Source organism: Streptomyces sp. NPDC032091 (genome assembly GCF_055580265.1).
The window spans coordinates 249,253-270,723 of the sequence record NZ_JBVILR010000011.1; the positions used below are offsets into that span (position 1 = coordinate 249,253).

Genomic DNA, 21,471 nt, shown 5'->3' on the forward strand with positions numbered 1-21,471 from the left:
TGGCGGTGTACGCGGGCCACGCTTGGCTGTGCCCGGGGGCCGACCGTCAGCTCCAGGAACCCGGCTCAGGCGTCGGGGGTCACGGTCAGCACGGGGCCGGTGAGCCGCTTGGAGCCCCGGACGTGCACGGTGCCGGATGCGGTGGCCACCTCGACGCACTCGCCGCCCTCTGCCCCGCTGTAGCTGCTCTTCCGCCAGAGAAGCCCAGCCCGGCCCGGGTCCGCAACAACTTCAGTTGCCGCCCGAACGCCGTCACACACCTCGACCCGGTTCGTCCTCCGGGCGCTGCCCCACCGGCTCCCCCTCGGCCTCGTCATCGTCCCGCACCGCAGTCACCCTCCAACGCAAGTACATCGCGCCGACTCCCGCGCACACCGAACGCGACGGTACGTCACCCATGGTCACGCTACGCCACCACGATTCACCGTGGACCATGGCGACCAACCCCGTCGGTGCCACCCCCACCACGCAACCCCCGCACGCGCGCCGCCTGTGGGCGAGCGGCTGCACGCTTGGGGCTTCTCCTACGGCACCGAGGCCCAGGACACCCTCACCGTGCTCGTGGCCGAGCTCGCCACGAACGCCGTCCGTCACGGCCGTGTCCCCAGCCGGGACTTCCGCGTGCGGCTCACCGCCATGCACCCCGCGACCGTACGGATCGAGTTGACCGACACCCGCGGCGAACGCCTCCCCGAGCCCGCTACCTGCCCGCCGGGCCCGGACCGGACCGACGGGGGAGGGGGCGAAACCTCGACGTCATGGACGCTTCTCGGCCATAGCCGACGAACCCGGCCAACCTCACTGGACGGAAGATCGCCACACGCCGCAGACTGGTTCTGGCATGTCGGGCCGGCCGACACCACCTGTGTACGCACGCCGGCGCGCGGACGCGACGGGGGCGGAGCAAGGTGTCGCAGCAGGTGATCGCCGGGAGGTACGAACTCCTTGAGGAAATCAGCCACGGTGGCATGGGCGATGTCTGGCGCGGCTATGACGCCGTGCTGGACAGGCCCGTCGCCGTGAAGCTGATCCGGCAGCAGTCCGTCACCTCACCACAGCTCGCCGAGGAGTTCGCCAAACGGTTCCGGCGTGAGGCCCGGATCACCGCCCGGATCCAGCACCCCGGCGTCCCCCAGGTGTACGACGCGGTCCTCGACGACACGTACGAGCGGCTGTTCCTCGTCATGGAGCTGGTCGAAGGCGTCCAGCTGTCCGGCTACATGGACCCGGCCCGGCCGCTGCCCGTGAGCTGGGCCGCGGCCGTCGCCGCCCAGGTGGCCACGGTCCTGTCGCACGCCCACGAGGTGCCGGCCATCCACCGGGACCTCAAGCCGGGCAACATCCTCGTCGCCCGCGACGGCACGGTGAAGGTCCTCGACTTCGGCATCGCGGCCATCCTGCGCAACGACGCGACCAAGCTGACCGCGACCGGCACGCCCATCGGGACCTCGCAGTACATGGCGCCCGAGCAGGTCCGTGGTGGCCGGATCACCCCGCAGACCGACCTGTACGCCCTCGGGTGCGTGCTGCACGAGCTGCTCAGCGGGCGGTTGCTGTTCCAGGCGGACAGTGAGTTCCTGCTCATGTATCAGCACGTCAGCGCAGCCCCCACCCCGCTTCGGCAGCTGCGTCCCGAGGTGCCGACCGCGCTGGAGGAGCTTGTTCTCCACCTGCTGCGCAAGGCCCCCGAAGCGCGGCCCGCCGACATCCAGGAGGTGTACGAGCGGCTGCGGCCCTTCCTGCCCGGGGCCGGCCAGGCACCGGCGCCTGGCGAAGCCGGACCGGCCGGTGCGCCTGACCCGACCGGGCTGTTCCGCCATCCGTACGCCCCCCGTGCCCGGGCCCAGAGCGCGCGGGGCGCGGCGGGAGCCCCCGCTCCGGGAATCCCTGCCGCCGAACCCCTCGCCGTCCCGGCCGTAATGCGGGCCGAGATCAAGGAGGCGTACGCGCACTCCGACGCCCTCCTGGAGGAGGAGCGGTTCGCCCAGGCCGCCGAGGTACTCGGCGAGGTCATCGAACCGGCCGCCCGCCTGCTCGGCGCGGAGAGCCGGTCGGTGCTGGAGCTGCGCACCCAGCGGGCCGCCATCCAGCTCCTCGGCGGTGACTACCGGGCCGCGCTGCCCGAATTCGCCGCGCTGGCCGACGCGTACGGCCGCATCAACGGCCCCAGCAGCGAACAGGCCCGTGCCTGCCGGGCCCAGGCCGCCCGCTGCCGTGCCGAACTCGGTCAGGTGACGGAGGCGCTCGCCGCGCTGCAAGCGGTACTGGGCGTCGTACGGTCCGTCGACAGCGACGCCAGCGAGGAAGCCCTCGAACTGCGCCGCGACATCGGCATGCTGCTCCTTGCACAGGGCCGGGCGGCCGAGGCCCACGCCGTCCTCGAACCGCTCCACGCCGACCTCGTCCTGGTCTACGGGTCCCAGGACGAAATGACCACGGAGATCGCCGAGGCGCTGGCGCTGATCCGCCTCGACCTCGACGGGACCGGAAGGTCTTGAACCGACCTCAGGGCTTCATCGGCCGTATCGGGCTTTGGCAGGGGTCCAGAACGAAGGGAAGACCATGAGCGGGAAGAGGGCCGCGGACAGCGGCGAGAGCGTCGCGCTCCAGGTGCGTCAGGTGGAGAAGGCACTCCGGAGCGTCTACGTGGACCCGGGTCTTCTGCACGTCAGCGATCTGGACGGCAAGCCATCTCAGGAACGGGACCCGCGACTGCTGTCGCGCGCGCTGACGGCGCAGGCCGTGCGGATGGTGACCGGCTTCAGTCCGCAGGAGGCCGCGGACACCGTCATAGACGGCATCGCGGACCAGGGAATCGACGCGATCGCGGTGGTGGACGGCCCCGATCCGCACATCTACCTCGTCCAGGCGAAGTGGAGCCAGTACGGGAAGGCCAAGAGCGAGCGGGAGGCCGTCCTCGAACTGCTGGCGGGCCTGCGGCTCATCGACGACGAGGACTTCTCGCCGTTCAACCCGCGGGGGCGCCAGCTGGCCGAGCAGGCGAAGGCGGTCATGTCGAAGGGACCCGTACCCGTCACCCAGGTCGTGGTGCTCATGCGCACGGATGAGGTCATCGAAGGCTTCCGACATGCTTTGGTCAACGGTGAGAAGGAGTTCAACCGGTTCGGTGAACTTCTCGACCACCGGATCATCCTGGCCCCGGATGTGTGGGCCTCGGTGCGCGATGACCTCGCTCCCAAGCCCGTCGAGCTCACCACGGTCCTCTTCCCCTGGTTCGCGGTCAACACCCCCTACGACTCGTACCAGGGCGTCGTTTCGGCGGAGCTGATCGCCGAATGGGCCGAACACGGTTCCCACCTCTTCAACCTCAACATCCGCAACCCTCTGGGACGGACCTCGATCAACAACGAGTTGATCGAGACGCTCACGGAGGAGCCGGCGCACTTTCTGTACTTCAACAACGGCATCACCGTCCTGTGCGAGTCGGTGGACAAGACGTACCAGTCGATGCGGACGCCTCACGCCTCCCCGCTCACACTCACGCTGCACAACGCAAGCGTCGTCAACGGCGCCCAGACGGTCCGATCCGTCGCGGACGCGGTCGCCGCGGACGAAGACGCGGCCTCCGCGCAGGTTCCCGTACGGATCATCGTGACGGGCAAGGCCGTCGACTTCGCCAAGAGGACCACCCAGGCCACCAACCGGCAGAACCGGGTGGAAGCACGCGACTTCATCACGCTCGACCCTGTCCAGGCCGCCATCCTGGAGGAGATGCGCGCCGAACTCGGACTCGACTACAGCGTCCGGCGCGGTGAGCTGGAACCCCCGGAGGCCACCGGCTGCTCGGTGGTCGAGGCCGCGTGCGCCCTGGCGTGCGCGCACCCTGACAGCCAGTACGCGGCCCGCATGGCCACCACCCTCGATGTCCTGTGGGAACGTGGCTCCCAGGGCATCTACGACGTGCTCTTCCGGCCCCAGCCGGGCGCTTACCTCCTATGGAACAGCGTGAGGGTCCTGCGCGCCGTACGCAGTGCCCTCCACGCCCTGCGGCCGCGCTACGAGGGACGGGGCGCGGCCCTCATCGACAACGGCGTGTACCTCCTCGCCCACCTGGTCTTCCAGCGGTTGGACACCGAATCGATCGACGAACCCGACCCCCAGCTGGAATGGGCGGCGGATGCCCTCGTCCGCGTGCCCGGCCTCATTAAGGAACTGCTTCCCGCCGTCGCCGCCGTCATCGATGAGCTGTACGGCGAGCGCTCACAGATCCGCGGCGTGTGTGCGGACGTCGCCCGCTGCCGCGAAGTCGCCGGCCGGGTGCTCGACGCTGCCGCAGACCCGCGAAGCCCGGCCGCGCGGGACAAGTACCGGCGCATCCCCGCACAGCGCAAGCCCCGACGCCCCAACGCCGTTCATGTGCTCATCGACCAAGGGGTGCTTGAGGAAGGTGACCCGCTGACCCTCACCACCGCCTACCCGATGGAAGCAGAAGCGCTCCGGGACTGGCTCGCCCAGGACGAGAAGCGCTCTCGTGCCACCTGGGTGAAGCACCGGACCAAGCCCGTCCTCTGGGCGGCCGACGGCAAGCGGTACTCGCCCTCCGGGCTGATCACCCACATGTGGAAGCTCGCCGAATGGGCGGAACAACCAGTGGCGAACCAGGGCACCGCCCGATGGGTGGCTCCCACCGGCGAGACCCTTGCCGACCTTGCCTGGCGTGTCCTCAACGGGCTCGAAGAGCCGGGACCGGGTCCCGAAGACGACTGACCATGCGGGCGAAGGGGGGCGCTCACGCGGCCCTCTCGCATCCTGTGAGGAGATCCACCGACCCATGCCCCACCTCGCCTTCGACATCGCCTTCTGCGCCCAGCTCCCCAAACTCCAGGGGACCGTCCGGCAAGGCGTGTTCGATGCCTGGGAGAAGTTCCAACGGCTCACCCTGGACCAGCTGTTCAAGGACCCCGGTCTGAAGCTGGAGTCCCTCGAAGGGGCTCGCGACCGGCACATCCGGACGATCCGGATCGACCGGGGCACCCGTGGCGTCGTGCTCGCACCCGACAGCGGGGACACGTACGTCCTGCTGCGGGTCCTGCCGCACGACAAGGCCAACGCCTGGGCGGTCAAGCAGAAGGCGAGCATCAACACGGTCACCCGGGCCGTCGAGATCCGGGACATCGCCGTCCTGGAGGAACTCGCCCCGGTCTACGAGCGGGTGGCGCCCGAACCCGCGCGGCGCCTCTTCGCCGCGTTCTCGGACGGGGACCTGGCCGCGCTGGGCATCGACGAGACCACCCTGCGCCAGGCACGGGTCCTGACCACCCTCGAACAGCTGGAGGCATTCGCGCCCTTCTTCCCACAGGACCAACGCGAGGTCCTGGAGTACCTCGCGGCCGGGTTCACGGTGGAGGACGTGTGGCGGGACGTGGTGGCCGTCAACCTGGCCGCCGCCGACAGTTCGGAGCCCGTGAACCCGGCCGACTACGAGACCGCCATCCGCCACACCCGTACCCGCATCGCGCTGGTCACCGGGTCCGAGGAGCTCCGCGAGATCCTCGACAAGCCCTTCGCCGCGTGGCGGGTCTTCCTGCACCCCTCCCAGCACAAGGTGGCCTACCGGCCCTCCTACTCAGGTCCGGCCCAGGTCACCGGGGGCCCCGGCACGGGCAAGACGGTCGTCGCCCTGCATCGCGTACGCCACCTGCTCGGCCACCTGCGCGACGGCGACCGCATCCTGCTCACCACCTACACCAACGCACTGGTGGCCGCCCTGCGCGCGGGTCTTGCCGAGCTCGTCGACGACGTGACGCTCCGGGACCGGGTGGACATCATGACCGTCGACGCGTTCGCCGGGCGGGTGCTGTCCACGTCGCGTCGCCCCTTGCGCGCCGACGAGGAGCCGGCCCGCTGGCAGCAGGCCGCCAGGGCCGCGGGCTTCACTGGGAGCCTGCAGTTCCTCGCCCAGGAGTACAGGCACGTCGTTCTTGCCCAGAACCTGCGCGCGTACGAGCAGTACGAAACCGCCGAGCGCAAAGGGCGTGGCGGCGCGCTGCCGGTGGCGGCCCGGCCGCCGGTCTGGGGTGCCATCGAGGAGTTCGCCGCCCGGTTGGCCGCCGATGGGCTGCGGACCTACCTCGGTACCTGCGCGGAAGCCGCGGACCTGCTGGAGCGGACCGGGCCGCGCTACCGGCACCTCGTCGTCGACGAGGCCCAGGACCTGCACCCCGCCCAGTGGCGCCTCCTGCGCGCCGCCGTCCCGGTGCGCCCGGACGACCTGTTCATCGCGGGCGACCCGCACCAGCGGATCTACGACAGCAAAGTCTCCCTGAAGGCGGTCGGGATCAAAGTCGCGGGGCGGTCGGCGAAGATGCGCAAGAACTACCGCTCCACGCACGAGATCCTGAGCTGGTCCACCGCGCTCCTCGTCGGACGCCCCTTCGCGGAGCTTGAGGACGACGCCCGGCACGAAACCCTGCTCGGCTACCGTTCGGCCCTCCACGGGAGCGGCCCCGAGACCCATGCGGCCAGCTCCCCCGAGGCGGAGCTGGCCGCGCTCGTCACGCGCGTGCGTGGTTGGCTGGAGGATGGCATCGCCCCCGGTGACATCGGCGTGAGCGCCCGCTTCAACCGGACCTGCGACCAGGTGACGGAACGTCTGTCGGCGGCCGGCATCCGCGCTCAGCGGCTGCGGGCGGACCGGCCGGAGGTGGCAGACGCGGTGAACGTCGGCACCATGCACTCCTTCAAAGGCCTGGAGTACCGGTGCGTCGCGGTGGTCGGTGTCCATGACGGCGCCGTGCCGTTTCGCAAGGCGGTGACGCCCGTGGACGTCGACCGGCTCCAGCACGAAGCCGATCTGCTGGCGGAACGATGCCTGCTCTTCGTCGCCTGCACCCGGGCCCGCGACGACCTGTACGTGTCCTGGGCGGGGGACCCCAGTCCCTTCCTCCTCACCGCCGGGATGTGAACGGCAACGCACCGGCTCGCCCGCAACAGCAGTTTGCGGTGTCACGACAACCATGACGAGGAGATGAGATGGGCGAGCTCGCCGACCGCGTGGCCCGGTTGGAACATGAGGTCACGGACGCTCAAGAGGCGTTGCGAGTCGTCGAGAAGATCGACGAGGAGATCGAAAGCGCCATGGATGAGATCGAGAGCGTGTGCGAGGCGCTCCTCAATCTCTCGGGGGAACTCGACGGAGAGATCGCCGATCACAATTACGCCGCTGTCGAAGGATACGCCTACGAGCTGTGGGGTCTGGTGGACAGCGAACAGACTCGGCGTGCTGTCGACACGGTCGCGCTGTTGACTGCGGTACGAGACGGACGTGCTCTCCCTGCCACGTCCGTGGACGCGCTCATCATCGCTCTGAAGGACGTCAATGCATCGCATCCCACACTCACACAAGAAGAACTCGACCAAGAGTTCCAGGCCGCGATGGATCGGGCCGAGGGGATCTGGAGGGAGATCTACGACGACGGCTCATGGGAGAGCGAGGACGAGCGCGAAAACCACCTTGCCGACCATATGCACGAGGCGAGGCAGGAAGCGATCTCCGAGCGTGCGGTACGGGCGGGCCGCTTGCTGATGGAGCTCTGCGATCACCTCGCGGAGACCGTGTGGCCGGAGGTCACGGATGGCCTCCGCAGGACGGACCTCGAAAGGGTGGCGCGGGCCCTGAAGGAGGCGTCCTTGGCGGGGGAGACGGCCCCGGCGGTATACAAGCTCTACGAGGCCAATCTGTCGGTGCAGTACGAGTCGGATCCATACTCGCTCGGAGTCGTGGGCGAGCAGCTGATGGCCTTCGAGTCATGGTTGGGCGTTCAGGAGAAGGGCTGATACCACCGCCATGAGTTCGCAGGTCGGTCTCTTCGGCGGAATGTAGTACGTGGGGCTGTGGCCAGCCGAAGCCGAGGCGGTCAGTCTGCCAGACTGCGAAATCTGGCGGTCCTCCTCCAAGGCTTCGGCCCGGACTGGTCTGGGCCCGCGAACGCCCGCGCCAGTCCGCTGGGCCTGCACACCAGAGGACCGTTCGGCGCTGGGTGAGTTTTTCCAGGCGCAGATCGCCCGCCAGCAGAGCGACGCCTCCTTGGGCGACTGGACGGAACACCTAGCCGCCGCACGCGACTTCCGGGCCTGGCGCGAGTTCGGAGTCGAACGCCACCAGCGGCGCCGGTGGGTCGCCGCCACAGGCCCTGCCTTGGGCGGTGAGCGGGTCCTCGCGGTGTCCGTGTTCCTGCTCGCCGCCGCCTCGTCGCACGCGAGCGCGAGTGCCTTCCGTGGTGCGTGGAATCTTGCTGTCGTAGGAGTGGAAGCCCACTTCAAGGGGATCTCGGGAGCGAAGAGGGCCAAGCCCTACCTTGAGGGCACGATGCGGATCTGTGGAGCCTTCGCGAACACGGACTCGCAAGCCTGGACAAGGAAACTGACGATCGCTTGGCCGGAGGACGGCCGGACCTTCTCCTTCGACCTCGGCGGGTCGATGCGAGGCGCTCCGTACCATGGTGATCAGTTCTGCGCAGAGGCCAAGCACTATCAGGTCCGGCGGACCAGGGCACTCACTTCGCTTTCGTCGCCGTGCCTGCGTCGACCTCGGTTGCCTTGCCCCTCACGTCGAGGTGGCCAGTGACGCTCGTTTGGACGCACGGCCCCACCCGCCAGGTTGCCGAGTCCACTCGGACCTGCAGGTTTCTCGGCTTCTAGGTCTGTGTACCTCTTTCCGATGACCCACCACGTGGAGTGCGTCGCGATCCTGGAGCCGATCGAAAAGGCCCGCTGACCTGCCCTTTTATGGGTTCGCGCGAGGGCCGCAGGGGCGCTGGGAGTTTCGTGGCGCCGTGGCATCCATGGCGTCGCCGAACGAGCGGGCGGCCTCCGCAGGGTCAGCCTCGACCCGGCGACATCAGCGGGATCGCCGAAGGGCTCATCGCCCCGAGCCGGACGCGTCGGCAGCGTAGACCTGGCGGATGAAACGCCGTTGCCACGGTACTTCGACCGCACGGGAATGGTAGTTCTGCCGCACCCACTTGACCGCCTCCTTCGGATTCATGCCCTCGAAGACGCAGATCGCGGAGAGCCCCGTGCCGGTCCGACCGACGCCGCCCCCGCAGCAGATCTCCACGCGTTCGCCCGCGGCGCGGTCGTAGGCGATGCGGAGTTTGCGCATCGCGTCCACAGGGTCGGCGGGGAGCCAGAAATCCCGCCAGGGAATCCACAGGGACTCCCACGGCGGCTTGGGCGGCTCGTGGTCCGTCAAGTGCACGGCGAACGTCGGGGTCTGCCCCTCCGGTAGGTCGTATCGGAGCCCGCGTCCGCGAATCATCCGCCCCGAGGGCAGCGTGACCACCTTGGGGTTGTCGGTGCTCCACAGGTCAGTCATGAGGCATCCCTTTCGATCGGTTCCGGAAGATCGAGTTGTCGGCCATGGCGATCGTCCCCAGCGGGATCTGGGGAAGCACTTGTTGAGCATGCAGAACCAGCGCGAAGGCCAAACCTTCAGCCTGCCCAAGGGTGCCCGCCGTCGCGCCCAGCACGGCCGCCTCGAAGGTACCCAGCTGGCCCGGCAGGGTCGGCAGGACATTGGAGACTTCTATCGACAGCAGTACGAGGACGAGGACGGCCACCGGCAGCCGTAGATCCAGAGCCTTCGCGATGGTCACCGCGGCCAGGAAGTCCAGGGCCCTGGTGACGAGCGCGGCCGTCCCCACTTCCGCGAAGACGCGCGGGCGGCGGACCGGGCCGAGTGCCGTGCGTACGTCGAACACGATCTTGCGCAGCCGGCCCTCCCGGGCAGGGGCGGACGGGGTGCGCGCGACCCCCACGATCAGCACGGCCAGCACCGTCAGCGCGGCCGCGTACACCCAGGGGACGGCCACCGCCCAGCCCGGCACGTGGCTCCCCGGCCACCAGACGAACACCAGGAAGGGCACGAGGCCCAGGCTGGAGAAGAACTTGCGGACCATCATGAGCGTGACGGTCACCGACCGGGCCACTCCCTCCCGCAGCAGGTAGCCGACCCGGAGGAACTCGCCCACCCCCTCCGGGCTGACGGCCGCCGCCGCCTGGACGGCGAACTCGATCCGTACCAGGAGGGGGAACCGGATCCGGACCTCGGTGAACATCGCGTTCCAGCCGACGGCCCGGGTCACCTGCGAGGCGGTGTTCGCCAGGACGGCCACGGCCAGCCAACGCCAGTCGGCGGCCTGCAGCGCCGACCACAGACGGGCCGTGTCCAGACCCCGCAGGGTGATCACGAGGCTGATGCCCACCGCTACGAACAGCAGCGCCTGGATCACCCGGGCGCGCGTGCCGGTGCTCTTCGGCAGGGGCTCGGTCCGGGTCACGGTTCGCTCCGCAACCTCACGGTGCCTGCGTCGCCGTCCACGGCCAGCATGTCCCCGGTCCCGATCCGCGAGGTCGCGGTCCGCACGCCCATCACCGCCGGGATGCCGTACTCGCGCGCCACCACCGAGCCGTGGGACAGCGCGCCCCCGACATCGGCCACCACCGCGCCGGCCCGGGCCAGCAGCGGCGCCCACGCCGGCGTCACCTGGCGTACGACGAGGACCTCCCCCTTCTCCAGCGTGCCCGCGTCCGCGAACTCGTGGATCACCCGGGCCCGGCCCGTGTAGCTCCCCGGGCTCACCGCCGATCCGCTCAGCGCGTCCGCCCTGTTCTCCCCCCGCTCGGTCCCGAACAGTGCCAAGGAGGTGATGTCGGACCCGAAGAGCGTGATCCGGGCGTCGGCGGGGACCACGTCGGGCGGATCGAGCCGCCGCTGCCGCCGGCGCCGCAGTCGGCGCTCACGCACCCGGTCGCGCCACCGCGGGTCGCCCACACCGGCGTTCACCCAGCCGCTCAGCTCCTCACCGGTCAGGTAGAACACGTCGTCGTCGGCGTCGAGCAGGCCGGCGAGGACCAGTCGGCGGCCGAGTTCGAGATATCCGGCCCGCATGAACGGCCAGCCGAGCGTGAAGGAGTGAAGGGCCTCGTCCCGTACCCCGCTCCAGTGGTTCGCCCACCGGTGGACCCCGCGCCTCAGCCGGCCGACCGGACCGCGACCGAGCCGGAGCCCCGGGGCTCCGCCAGGGCCCGATGCCGGCGCCAGGGCGCTCGGGTCGGCGCCGTCGCGGCGGCCTGCGACCACCGAGCGGAGCATGGAAGGGTCGTCGACCGCGGTGGGTTCGGCCGGGTCGAGGCTGTACACCAGGTGCCCGAAGCGCCGCAGGTACTCCTGCAGCAGTTCTTCCTCGTCCTCCGGGGTGGCCGCGGCGACCCGGTCCAGGGCGCGGTCGGCCTGGTGGGCGAGCCGGTTGTCGCCGACGAGCAGTGATCCGGTCGTGAGCCCGGCGGTGTGTCGGCCGCCGCGTGCCAAAACCACCCCCAGCAGCCATTCGCTGGTGTTCCAGTGCCAGGCGAGGCCGCCGATCACCGCCCAGTAGCGGGCGCTGAGGTCTTCGACCGTCCGGACCCGTCGCAGCACCTCGGCCGGTGTCAGGTCCTCCAGAGGTGTGTCCCGTGCCCGGTCCAGGCCGGCCCGGAGCGCGGGCAGTACCTCGTGCCGCCAGAGCCGTTCCACCGGCGAGAGGTGGAAGGACAGCCACCGCGCGATGAGCCGCAGGGTGTGCAGCGGATACCGGGAGAGGGGGAAGTCGAAGCGCAGATAGGCGAACCCGTTCACGGTCCCGTGCATCGGCTCCGGGATCAGCGGGCTGCGCGCACGCGTTCTGCGCGGACCGCCCCAGTTGGCCGCCCACCGGTCGATGAGCGCCGGGAACAGGGTGGTGGCGAAGAGAGGGGAGAGCGGATCGGACAGCCACGAGTCGCAGATGCTCATCCGGGCCCACCGCGCACCGGGGACCTCGCTCGCCCAGTCGCCGAACTGCCTCGGCTGCGGGACGGCGGCCGTGATCGGGCGAGCCTGCAGCAGGTGCAGCCCGGCGCCGTCCAGCGCCCATTCGATGTCCTGCGGTGCGCCCAGCGCCCGCTCCACCGCCAGAGCCGTGCGGACCAGCGAGCGCAGAGGGCCCCCGCTCCCGTCCTTCTCGCCCATCCGCTGCGCGAACGCGGTGCTGAACACGGGCGCGTGCGGCTCCCTCCGGGAGAACGCCACCCGGTGCGGGTCCACCGTCCCATCCACGAGCCGCGCGCCCAGCCCCTCGACCGCCTCCACGTGGACCAGGTGGTCGCCGTCGGCGACCGGGGCCTCCGCGGTGAAGAGGACCCCGGCCCAGTCGGGAACCACCATCGCCTGGACCACGACGGCCATCGCCGGGACCTGCTCGGCCAGGCCGATCCGGCCCCGGTAGACCCCGGCGGCGGCGGAGTGCCGGGAGCGTTGGCATCGGCCGACGGCCCTCAGTAGTTCTTCGAAGGTGCGGACGCCGAGCACGCTCTCGTACTGGCCGGCGGCACTGCCCGCCGCACCGTCCTCGCTGGTGGCCGACGAACGTACGGCGACTCCGTGCAGGGCGGGCAGGGCCTCCCAGCAGTCCCGTAGCCGAGCGACCGCGTCATCGCGCAGCCCCGACCCGCCGGCGCTTTCCCCGTCCTCCTCCAGGCCCGCCGCAGGGGTGAAGACGTCCATCGGCAGACAGAACCCCGGGGGGACCGGAAAGCCCGCCGCCATGAGCCGGCCCAGCCCCTTGGCCTTGCCCCCGACCCGTTCGACGGGCAGGTCCGCGGCCTCGGTCAGGCTCACCACGCCCTCAGTCATGCTCTGCCACCTCCACCCACTGCTGATAGAAACGCCGGAAACGCCGCACGCCCTCGTCACCGGGCACGTAGATGCCGTGCCGGTCCCCCGGGAGCAGGGTGTCGAAGACCGGCAGGTCCTGACGGGCGGCCACCTGCACTTCCGCCCGGTGCACGAGCGCACGCAGCCACCCCAGGGCCCCCGCCCCGTCGGGGTCGACGGCGGCGTTGACGTGCTGGATGCTGTGGTGCTCCCCGACCGGGGTGACGGCCAGGATCATCCGGTACAGGCGTTGGCCGTCCGCGTAGTACTCGATCTCCTGGCAGCTCGGCCAGCCGCGCATCCGCAGGGTGAACTCGCGCGCGTTGAGCCCGAACGCGTTCGACACGGCGCCCAGTGCGCCCCGGTACGCCGGCCAGGTCAGGGTCGCGTCGCAGCGTTCCGACGGCCCGCCGTCCGGAGCTCCGTCACCCACTGCCCCCTCGCGCACGTCCGGGAACACGATCCGGGCCTCCCCGGCCACCGTCAGCCCGTGCAAGGCCACCAGGTGGTCCGGGTCGTAGGTGTTCTCCAGGATCCGCCGGGTGGTCGCCCGGGTCGGGTCCGCCAGCCGGAAGCTGCGTACACCGGGAAACCGCCGCGCTTCGAGGTCCGGCAGGTCCGGTGGCTCGAAACGGGGCGTCCCGCTGCCGTACCACGCCCACACATAGCCCGAGCGTTCGCGGGTGGGCAGCGTGAGGACGGCGGCCCGCGCCGGCGGGCGGCGCCCCGGCACGAAGACGCACGCACCGGATCCGTCGAACCGCCAGCGGTGGAAGGGGCATTCGAGCGTGCCGTCGACCACCTTGCCGCCGTGCAGGGCGGCGCCCGCGTGCGGGCAGACGGAGCTCTGGACGCGGGCCTGGCCGTCCTTGCCGCGCCAGCCCACGTAGGTGTTGCCGAAGAGAGTGATCCGGCGCGGCCGACGACGCAGCTCCGCGGAGGGCAGCGCGACGTACCAGCCCGAGGCGAGGTTCGTGACGGGCCGAGCCGACGCGGCCAGCCGCTCAGACGTCCTGTGCCTCATCCTGTCCCCTCCCGAACACTCCGCCGTCGTCCCGCGACGGCCTTGACCGCTCCCTCATGTGGCTCGCCCCCGTCCAACGGCGGTGGAACTGACGGAACCGCAACACACCCTCGTCGTCGGCCGTGTTGATCGATCCGTCGGTCTCGCCGGCGTCCCGGTAGATACGCAGATCAGCCCGCGTCCCCCACCAGTGCTGGAGCCGGTAGCCCCAGAAGACCGGGGACGAGCCGAGCAGACCGCCGGCCCGCGGCATGACGGTCCAGCCGTGCATCGTGGAGCGGCCCTGTGCCACCGGCGTTACGGCGAGCAACTCGTGCGCCACCGGGCGGTCGTTGAGCTCGAACGTCAGCACCTGGTACGAGGGCGTCGAGCGAAGGTGCAGACAGAGCCGCCCCAGCCCGCGCCGGCGCCGGTCGAGCGGAGCCGGCAGGCTGATCGATTCCGTGGTGATGCGCGCCGCGAGCGTGTGCCGGTCCACCTCGGAGTCCCAGGTGAGCCGCAGATCGTCGGAGATTCCGTGGACCACCGGGAAGTGGGGTACGTCGAATCCGTTCTCCAGCACGCGGCGTGCCGGCGCGGGGGTGTCGAAGGCGAACCGGTAGCGCCGGTGGGCCGGGGACCGACGGTCCAGGTGCGGGAAGTCCGGCGGCGGATATTCGGGGACCGCCGAGCCCACCCAGGTCCAGACGTAGCCGAGCCCTTCCCAGGAGGGGTGCACCCGGGCCGAGGCACCGCGCGGCACCCGCCGGGTCGCGGGGGCGGCCACGCAGGTCCCGTTGCCGTCGAACCGCCAGTGGTGGAACGTGCACCGCAGCGCTCCGTCGACCACCCGTCCCAGTTCCAGAGCGGCTCCCTGATGAGGACAGAAGCGGTCCATGACGACCGCCGCGCCGTCCCCCGCGCGCCAGAGCACCACCTCCTGCCCGGCCACCACGGCGGCCCGGGGCCGTCGTCCCACCCGGAGGGAACGCTCGGCCACGTACCAGCCGCGCGCCAGGTCACGCGGAGGTTCGAGATCGAGGGGCGGCCGTCCCCGTACCGGCGCGGGACTCATGTGACGGCCTTTCCCTCGTCCGCGGCGCGGTCGACCCATGACTGGTAGTAGCGGCGGAATCGGAGCAGCCCGTTGTCGTAGCGCACGTAGACGGTGGGCTGGGCGTTGCGGGTCGAGTCGTAGACGGGTACGTCCTGGAAGGTCCCCGCCCGGTTCTGGACCCAGAACAGGACGTAGTTGAAAAGGGTGCGGTGCCAGCGGCCGGTGCGGCGCACCCCGGCCCAGCCGACCTGCCGGGTGGCCCGGTCCCCCTCGGGAACGATGCCCATGATCACTTTGTAGACCTCGGTGCCGTCGACGTACGCCGTGAAGCGCTGGCCGCCCGGCCACCCGTCGACCAGCAATTGCATGTGGCGCCCCATCGCGAACGTGGAGACGACACCGGTGATCCAGCCCAGAGGCGAGCGGCGCAGCGGTGGCCGCCACGGCCGGCCGGAGAACCACACGCCGAACCAGGCGTCGTCCCGTGTCAGCGGCGGGCCGTTGTCCGCCGCCTCGGACTGCTCGGCCAGCACGCGGAACTCGACTTCGTCCAGCGCCAGTCCGTGCAGAGCGCTGAAGTGCTGGTGGTCGACGGCGTTCTCCAGCAGTTGGCGGACCGTACCGGTGGTCGCGTCGTCATAGGTGAAGCCGAGGTACCGGCGGGGCCTTTCGGTCAGGGCCGGGAACTCCGGCAGCTCGAAGAGGGGTTCGGCGGTGCCGTACCAGACCCAGACGAACCCGTACGCCTCGCGGGTGGGGTAGGAGCGGATCCGCGCCGTCGTCGGGGGACGCGAAAGACCGGGGATCGCGGAGCAGACTCCGTTGCCGTCGAACCGCCAGTGGTGGAAAGGGCAGCGCAGTTCGCCCTTGACGACGTCCCCCAGGCCCAGGTTGGCGCCCTGGTGCGGGCAGTGCGCGGCCACGCACCGGGCCACCCCCTTCCGGTCGCGCCACAGCACGACCTCGCGCCCGAACAGCCGCATCCGGTGCGGCCCCTTGCCCAGGCGGGAGCTTTTGATCGCGGCGTACCAGGAAGCGGCGATGTTCGCCCCGGCGGGGTTCGGGGGAGCAGCCGGGGGCGAGACGGTCCGGAGCTCGTCCCGGGAGCCGTCCGCGCCGATCACGCCGCCACCCGGCCGCGGACCACCTCGGCGGCCCAGCGGAGCATCGACGCGCGCTCACCGAATCCGTCGAGCTCCGCCACCGCCCGCGTGAGCAGTCCGCGGACCCGTTCGCGCGCCTCTTCCACCCCCACCAGCCGGGGGTACGTCCACTTGCCCGCGGCCCGGTCCTGGCCGACCTCCTTGCCGAACTCGTCGAAATTGGACGTCTCGTCAAGAATGTCGTCGACGATCTGATAGGCGAGCCCGAGATTCCGCGCATACGTGGTGAGCCGGGCAATGTCGTCCTGCGTCGCACCTCCCAGAATCGCCCCCGTGACCACGGACGCCTCGATGAGTGCGCCGGTCTTCTTGAGGTGCATCTCCTCGACGGTCGACGGGTCGACATCGTCGCGTCCCTGGCAGTAGAGGTCGATCGCCTGACCACCGGACAGCCCCGACGGGCCGACCACCTCGATCAGTTTGGCCATGACGGCCAGCAGAATCTCCGGACGCAGTGAGCCGGAGTTCCGGAGTATGAACTCCAGCGCATAGGCGAGCAGAGCGTCACCCGCCAGCAGGGCCATACCCTCACCGAACACCCGGTGATTGGAAGGGCTGCCGCGGCGGAAATCGTCATCGTCCATGGACGGCAGGTCGTCATGGATGAGCGAAGCCGTGTGCAGCATTTCGAGGCCGCAGGCGGTGGGAAGTGCGATCGAGACGTCGGTGTCGAATATCCCGCAGGTCAACAGGCACAGAGTCGGCCGGATGCGCTTTCCGTCGGCCAGCAGCGAATAGGCCATGGCCTCACGCAGCCGAGGCGGCTCCACCGAGTCGACAGAGGAGCGCAGCTTCTCGTTGACCTGGCGACGGAATTCCTCCATCGCAACCGGAAGGTCAGTTTCCATTTTTGCGTTGTCAATCGCGAAGGACACGAGCGCTCACTCTCCCCGTGGATACGCCGAACCGGCCGCCGGGTGAACGGGCGACGGCGCAGATCAGCGGCGATGAGAAACAGAGATTGACGGTCGGATGGATCGCGGTGCGACAGCCGGCCGGCTCAGATCGCCAGGACGCGCGCGTCCGGGCCTGCGGCCGTCTCGGGCAGAGGTCTGCCGGCCACGCTCATGCGCTTCAGCCAGCGGTCCGTACCGTCGAACCGCGGCTCGAAGGCGCGGCGGCCGTGCACGGCACGGTAGTTGTCCACGATCAGCACGTCACCCTCGCCGACCACCACGTCCCGCTGGACGCGGGTGAGCTCGTCAACGATCGCGGCCAGCGCCTCGGCGGCCTCGTCGTCACCGGCCACCGCGGTCGTGTACGGGGCGTCGATCCGCAGGAAGGGGGCCTCGGCATCGCCGAAGAGGAGGGCGACCGGCTCCGGGTTCTCGTACATCTCGCGCGCACGGCGGAGCATCTCGCTGTCGGGGGCGAACCTGGCCAGCTGACGCAGGTGTTCCAGGTCAGGCCGGATGTGGAAGCGCCGCTCGCCGAGTACGGACCGGTGTTCGCCGGTCAGCCGCAGGTCGTCGACCGTGCCCAGCGTGGTCGGCACCCGATCGGGGTTCCTGACGCCGAGGAGCGCCAGATGGCGGCACCTGTCCTCGTGAAAGCCGTCCTCGGTGTGCCAGTCCAGGGCGACCGAGCCATGGCCGCTCTGCTGCTCCCTGTCGCTCTCGACCGGGAGGAGGTTCTGCACCATCCTGCCGCGTTGGAGGGTCGGCCACGCGAAGACTTCGCCCAGACCCGAGGCCAGCAGGGCCAGCTGCGCCTCCTCCAGCTCCTGGCGGCGGTCGTCGACGGCTTCCTGCCAGGAGGCCGGCGTGGGCCCGCACCGGTCGGGGTCGACGCGCACCCCTGAAATGCGCAGTGCGCCCAGCGAGGGCGAGTCTTTGAATTCATTCAATACCGAGCGAATCGACTCCGGTATTCGATGGACATGTTCTTCCAGGCCCTCATAGAAAAAGGACTTCGCAGGAGAACCTTGAGCGGCCAGTGCAGTCCGAGCTGCCGTGCATAAGCCATCGGCCTCTTCGGCCGACAGCGAGTACCCTAAAATTGACGAAAAGTGCCCTGAGTCGTCGTCCATGTAATCCCCCGTGATGTGGTCGGACGTGACCGGAACCGCGAAAAGCAACACATGTGGGCGGAATTCGTGGCGTGTGAAACGCAGCCTCTGTATCAAGTCTTGCGAGTACGTCTGGCGGTGTGGGTGAGGGTGATGGTACACCATGTTCATCACCCGGTCAGGTGGGTGCCGTCTGAACAACCCATTCCGTTAAGCCAGTTGGACGTCCACGGATCGGCCGGGGCTGCACGGGGAACAGCTGTAGGAGGCTGGATTGAGCAGGATGCGCAACCTGAGGGCGGCGGCGTCCCGACGGGCCAAGCGGTTGTTGGCTTCGGCCGTTACCCAAGTGGCCCCACCGATTCGACGGGGCATCGAGACCGCCGTCAGCGAGGGCTTGCACGGCTCCGTCCTCGGTTCGCCCCTGAAGCAGCAACTCAAAGCCGCGCCGACCCGGTTGATGGCGCGATACCTCGCCTTCACGGTGAAACGCGCCCGCCTCGCGGAACTTGCCCCGAGCCCCGTCGGGGGGGATCTGTCCGGATATCTGGCAGGGCTTCGGGACGCAGGCATCGAGAAGGCGCTGGCCCGGCTTTGTGCGCGTATCCCCGACGGCGCGCGCGCCCGTCGGGACGTCACGGAACTCGCCGAAGTGGAATTCGAGGTCCGCAATGGCGTGGTGAAACCGGAACGACTCCGGAGGCTCCTGGAGTTGGCTCCCAGCGAACTGCGCCTGGTCCGCGACCTCGGTCGGCCGTGGGGCCGCGACGGTGACGAGGAACTCCGCGAGACGCTGCGACCCGCCGAGACCCTGGCCTACCTCGCGTGGGACCTGGAGCAGTACGCCGGCGCCACCCGTCCGATCAAACGCACCAACCTCTACGCTGCGTTCGTCGACGCCTACGGCGACGCCGCCCCGGAGCGGCTCCGCGAGGAAGTCGCCCACTTCGAGGCACAGTTCGAGGCGGGATTACGTTCGATCGGCGCGGCGGACCGGGAGCGGCTCAAGCGTGCCTTCACACTCCACTGCGCCCCGCTCCGAGACGCCTTCCCGGAGCCGGCGGCCGACCGGCACGAGGAGGAGGGCGCGGTGGAAGGGGTATCGAGCGCCGTCGTCCTCTTCGGCATGCTCTGCGCGGTCGGATGGCTGGTGGCCTACGTGGCGATCGTCTACCGGGGATTCGCCGACCAGACGTACGGTGTGCCGCTCGCGGCCTTCTTCGCCAACCTGACCTGGGAGTTCGCCTACGGCTTCCTCCTTGACCCGTTGGGCGACTACTTCCACACCGCGAGCATCTTCGGCTTCCTGGTCGACGCGGTGATCGCCTGGCAGGTATGGAAGTACGGTGCGGCCCAGTTCCCGAACAGCGCGCTCGGCCGCTACTTCCGGCCGCTCTTCGGACTGTGCGTGGCCGCCGCACTGTCGGTCAACTACCACGCGTTTATCGACCTGGCGGACCCCGATGGGGAGTACACCGGGTTCGGCATCAACCTCATGATGTCCATCCTGTACCTCAAGATGCTGGAGGACCGCGGCTCGCCCGCGGGCCAGTCGATGTACATTGCCGTCGGTAAATGGCTGGGCACGCTGTGCGCCTGGATCGCCACGGCCCTCACCGTCACCACGTCACCGAAGCAGACCTGGCCCACGAGCTGGTCCGACTTCACGCGGAAGTCCCTGGGCAGCCGTTCGTATCCGCTGACGCCACTGATCAACGTCATGTACGGCTGGACGTTCCTGCTCGACGTCGCCTACTGCGTCCTGCTCCACCGCTCCATCAAGGCCGCCGGCATGTCGCCTTGGCGCCGGCTCTGAGAACCTCCGCTGCCCACGTGACCGGCGCCGGGACCGGCTCCCGGCATCTGCTCGGATCGGCAGTCGCGACGATGGCGCTCGTCACGCTGACCGCGCTGGTGGGATCCGGGAGCGACGCCGTCAGCACGGTCGACGGCAACGCCCGTGCATGCGCGCACCGCGCCTTCGGGACGTGGGCCGGCTCCTGGCTCGGCGCCGACGGACCGGCCGACACGGTGGGGTCTGCCCTGTTGGGGGCGGGCATGCTCACGGTCCTCGGCGTACTGCTGCGCCGTCGCCGCCCCGGCGCCGCACTGTGGGTGCTCGCCGGCCTGACCGTCCAGTTCGCCGCGGAGACGGCGCTCGAAGCGTGGGTGGGACGGCCGCTGCCGCCGCCGGTCGACGGCACTCTCCCCGCTCCCGGGTACAGCTTCCCGTCCGGGCACATGGCTTCCGCGACGCTGATCCTGACGGTGCTCCTGGTCGTGCTGCGCACCGGCACGCCAGTGTGGTGGCTGTGCGTGGGCCTGGGCCCGACCCTCGTGGCGGCGGTCGGGCTCTCCCGCGTGCTGGCAGACGCCCACCACGCCACCGACGTCGTGGGCGGCGCCCTGCTGGGGCTCGTGGTCGGCTTCGCGGTCGCCTGGCGCATCGACGTCCGCTCCCTGGACACCTCCCGAAAGGAGACATGGTGAACGGTTTGGCACGCCTGGCGTCTACCCCATTGGGGAAGGCGGTGGGCATCACCCGGGACTACGTGCTGCGGATGTACTACATCGTGGACGAGGTGCCGCGCCGGCAGCGGTTGTGTCTCACGCCGGTACTGCTCGGCGTCGAGTACCTGGTCTACCGCGTCGACTCCTTGGCCGAACGCAACACGTCGGTGGATCTCGACGCCGAGCGCAACAGCGACTACGAGGCGTTCCATACGTACAAGAAGGCTTTCGAGAAGGTGCTGCGAACCCTGGGGGCATGGAACGAGGACGTGGCTTTCCTGGTCGACGAGGCTGAGCGGTTCATCCGCTTGGAGAACGCCACCACGTCGCGCGGCACCGTCACCCGTCAGGACGCCCTGGCCCTGGTCGAACTGCGTCCCACCGACGTACGCCTGCTGCGTGCCATGACCTTCGCCCTGCGCGGACGGTTGATGGACGCCGCGACCCGAGACCTGCTCTGGCCGGTGGAAGTGCTCGCCGACATCGCGAACGACCTCGGGCATTACGAACAGGACGTCGCCTCTGGAACCTTGAACGTCTACGCCGCGTTCGTGGAGCTCTTCGGCGACGGGGCCGCGGCGGAGCTGCGCCGCGAGGTCGACCGGTACGAGTCCATGTTCCTGGACCGCCTCTCCGCACTGCCACCCGCGCGGCGTGCACGGGTCGCGCAGGTCTGCCGACGCCGCTATACGGCCGCCGTGCGGCCGTACCCCCGGATCATCACCCGGCCGCCGGCCCCCGCGGCCCCTTCCCGGTCCGCCGGCACAAGCCCGCGCAAGAAGGCCGCCATCGGCGCAGCCCTTGTCGTCGGGGCGCTCGCCGCAGCGGCGTACGGGCGTGGACAGTCCCGACAGGACGACGTGCGGACGTCACAGTCCCCCGCGTAGTCGGGGCCGGGTGGGGCTTCGCGCCGCGGCCCCCGGAGGGCTAGACGAGTAAGTCCGAAGTCTTCGGGCGCATGAAGCGAGGGTCTCGTTGGTTCGTTTGTGACGACAAACCTGGAGACCCTCGCGACTGCACTGTACGTGAGGATCG

General features: G+C 69.9%; 17 protein-coding genes. 8 read left to right on the top strand and 9 right to left on the bottom strand.

Features of this window, described 5'->3' with window-relative positions; all coding sequences use genetic code 11:
• Positions 1–65: 65 nt before the first annotated feature.
• Positions 66–260, bottom strand: coding sequence for a DUF397 domain-containing protein (locus ACZ5NJ_RS19965; protein WP_468766352.1), 195 nt, complete (start codon positions 258–260; stop codon positions 66–68).
• A gap of 166 nt (positions 261–426) precedes the next feature.
• On the opposite strand from ACZ5NJ_RS19965, the gene ACZ5NJ_RS19970 reads away from it, so the two are divergent.
• The 5 genes from ACZ5NJ_RS19970 (at position 427) to ACZ5NJ_RS19990 (ending at position 7,797) form a co-directional block, all read left to right on the top strand.
• Entirely contained in the window at positions 427–924 is a 498-nt protein-coding gene (locus tag ACZ5NJ_RS19970; protein WP_468766353.1) for an ATP-binding protein, read from the top strand.
• Complete coding sequence (locus tag ACZ5NJ_RS19975; RefSeq protein ID WP_468766354.1) at positions 909–2,498, top strand: serine/threonine-protein kinase; 1,590 nt, start codon at positions 909–911, stop codon at positions 2,496–2,498. The genes ACZ5NJ_RS19970 and ACZ5NJ_RS19975 overlap by 16 nt, the downstream gene beginning before the upstream one ends.
• 64 nt (positions 2,499–2,562) lie before the next feature.
• On the top strand, positions 2,563–4,728 hold the full coding sequence (locus tag ACZ5NJ_RS19980; RefSeq protein ID WP_468766355.1) for an AIPR family protein: 2,166 nt from the start codon (positions 2,563–2,565) through the stop codon (positions 4,726–4,728).
• Positions 4,729–4,792: 64 nt separating this feature from the next.
• Positions 4,793–6,925 carry a UvrD-helicase domain-containing protein gene (locus ACZ5NJ_RS19985; RefSeq protein ID WP_468766357.1) on the top strand — a complete coding sequence of 711 codons (2,133 nt, stop codon included), beginning with the start codon at positions 4,793–4,795 and terminating at the stop codon, positions 6,923–6,925.
• Between the two features lie 68 nt (positions 6,926–6,993).
• A complete protein-coding gene (locus ACZ5NJ_RS19990) occupies positions 6,994–7,797 on the top strand; it encodes a hypothetical protein (protein WP_468766358.1) in 804 nt (267 codons plus the stop codon).
• Positions 7,798–8,881: 1,084 nt separating this feature from the next.
• Here ACZ5NJ_RS19990 and ACZ5NJ_RS19995 read toward each other — a convergent pair.
• From ACZ5NJ_RS19995 to ACZ5NJ_RS20030, 8 genes are all read right to left on the bottom strand, one after another.
• A complete protein-coding gene (locus ACZ5NJ_RS19995; protein ID WP_468766359.1) occupies positions 8,882–9,337 on the bottom strand; it encodes a protein-tyrosine phosphatase family protein in 456 nt (151 codons plus the stop codon).
• The gene (locus ACZ5NJ_RS20000) at positions 9,330–10,301 is read right to left on the bottom strand and encodes a lysylphosphatidylglycerol synthase transmembrane domain-containing protein (protein ID WP_468766360.1); all 972 of its coding nucleotides are present in this window, start codon (positions 10,299–10,301) and stop codon (positions 9,330–9,332) included. The genes ACZ5NJ_RS19995 and ACZ5NJ_RS20000 overlap by 8 nt, the downstream gene beginning before the upstream one ends.
• The gene (locus tag ACZ5NJ_RS20005; RefSeq protein ID WP_468766362.1) at positions 10,298–12,673 is read right to left on the bottom strand and encodes a PEP/pyruvate-binding domain-containing protein; all 2,376 of its coding nucleotides are present in this window, start codon (positions 12,671–12,673) and stop codon (positions 10,298–10,300) included. Before ACZ5NJ_RS20005 ends, ACZ5NJ_RS20000 begins: the two co-directional genes overlap by 4 nt.
• Entirely contained in the window at positions 12,666–13,718 is a 1,053-nt protein-coding gene (locus tag ACZ5NJ_RS20010) for a Rieske 2Fe-2S domain-containing protein (RefSeq protein WP_468766363.1), read from the bottom strand. Before ACZ5NJ_RS20010 ends, ACZ5NJ_RS20005 begins: the two co-directional genes overlap by 8 nt.
• A complete protein-coding gene (locus ACZ5NJ_RS20015) occupies positions 13,699–14,772 on the bottom strand; it encodes a Rieske 2Fe-2S domain-containing protein (RefSeq protein WP_468766364.1) in 1,074 nt (357 codons plus the stop codon). Before ACZ5NJ_RS20015 ends, ACZ5NJ_RS20010 begins: the two co-directional genes overlap by 20 nt.
• The gene (locus ACZ5NJ_RS20020) at positions 14,769–15,878 is read right to left on the bottom strand and encodes a Rieske 2Fe-2S domain-containing protein (protein WP_468766365.1); all 1,110 of its coding nucleotides are present in this window, start codon (positions 15,876–15,878) and stop codon (positions 14,769–14,771) included. Before ACZ5NJ_RS20020 ends, ACZ5NJ_RS20015 begins: the two co-directional genes overlap by 4 nt.
• Positions 15,875–16,792: a polyprenyl synthetase family protein gene (locus tag ACZ5NJ_RS20025; RefSeq protein WP_468766366.1), complete on the bottom strand. Its 918-nt coding sequence runs from the start codon at positions 16,790–16,792 to the stop codon at positions 15,875–15,877. The genes ACZ5NJ_RS20020 and ACZ5NJ_RS20025 overlap by 4 nt, the downstream gene beginning before the upstream one ends.
• Before the next feature lie 125 nt (positions 16,793–16,917).
• A complete protein-coding gene (locus tag ACZ5NJ_RS20030; protein ID WP_468766367.1) occupies positions 16,918–17,712 on the bottom strand; it encodes a TauD/TfdA family dioxygenase in 795 nt (264 codons plus the stop codon).
• A 496-nt stretch (positions 17,713–18,208) separates the two neighbouring features.
• On the opposite strand from ACZ5NJ_RS20030, the gene ACZ5NJ_RS20035 reads away from it, so the two are divergent.
• The 3 genes from ACZ5NJ_RS20035 to ACZ5NJ_RS20045 are packed head-to-tail and all read left to right on the top strand — an operon-like array spanning position 18,209 to position 21,323.
• Positions 18,209–19,741 carry a transmembrane-type terpene cyclase gene (locus ACZ5NJ_RS20035; protein WP_468766379.1) on the top strand — a complete coding sequence of 511 codons (1,533 nt, stop codon included), beginning with the start codon at positions 18,209–18,211 and terminating at the stop codon, positions 19,739–19,741.
• 17 nt (positions 19,742–19,758) lie between these two features.
• On the top strand, positions 19,759–20,415 hold the full coding sequence (locus ACZ5NJ_RS20040; protein WP_468766368.1) for a phosphatase PAP2 family protein: 657 nt from the start codon (positions 19,759–19,761) through the stop codon (positions 20,413–20,415).
• Positions 20,409–21,323 (top strand): hypothetical protein, encoded by a 915-nt coding sequence (locus ACZ5NJ_RS20045; RefSeq protein ID WP_468766369.1) that lies wholly within the window; start codon positions 20,409–20,411, stop codon positions 21,321–21,323. The genes ACZ5NJ_RS20040 and ACZ5NJ_RS20045 overlap by 7 nt, the downstream gene beginning before the upstream one ends.
• Positions 21,324–21,471 lie beyond the last annotated feature (148 nt).

Coding starts and splice junctions, on each gene's coding strand:
- ACZ5NJ_RS20045 (WP_468766369.1), top strand. CDS start 20,409: ATGGTGAACGGTTTGGCACGCCTGGCGTCTACCCCATTGGGGAAGGCG.
- ACZ5NJ_RS19995 (WP_468766359.1), bottom strand. CDS start 9,337: ATGACTGACCTGTGGAGCACCGACAACCCCAAGGTGGTCACGCTGCCC.
- ACZ5NJ_RS19990 (WP_468766358.1), top strand. CDS start 6,994: ATGGGCGAGCTCGCCGACCGCGTGGCCCGGTTGGAACATGAGGTCACG.
- ACZ5NJ_RS19980 (WP_468766355.1), top strand. CDS start 2,563: ATGAGCGGGAAGAGGGCCGCGGACAGCGGCGAGAGCGTCGCGCTCCAG.
- ACZ5NJ_RS19985 (WP_468766357.1), top strand. CDS start 4,793: ATGCCCCACCTCGCCTTCGACATCGCCTTCTGCGCCCAGCTCCCCAAA.
- ACZ5NJ_RS20010 (WP_468766363.1), bottom strand. CDS start 13,718: ATGAGGCACAGGACGTCTGAGCGGCTGGCCGCGTCGGCTCGGCCCGTC.
- ACZ5NJ_RS20005 (WP_468766362.1), bottom strand. CDS start 12,673: ATGACTGAGGGCGTGGTGAGCCTGACCGAGGCCGCGGACCTGCCCGTC.
- ACZ5NJ_RS20035 (WP_468766379.1), top strand. CDS start 18,209: ATGCGCAACCTGAGGGCGGCGGCGTCCCGACGGGCCAAGCGGTTGTTG.
- ACZ5NJ_RS20015 (WP_468766364.1), bottom strand. CDS start 14,772: ATGAGTCCCGCGCCGGTACGGGGACGGCCGCCCCTCGATCTCGAACCT.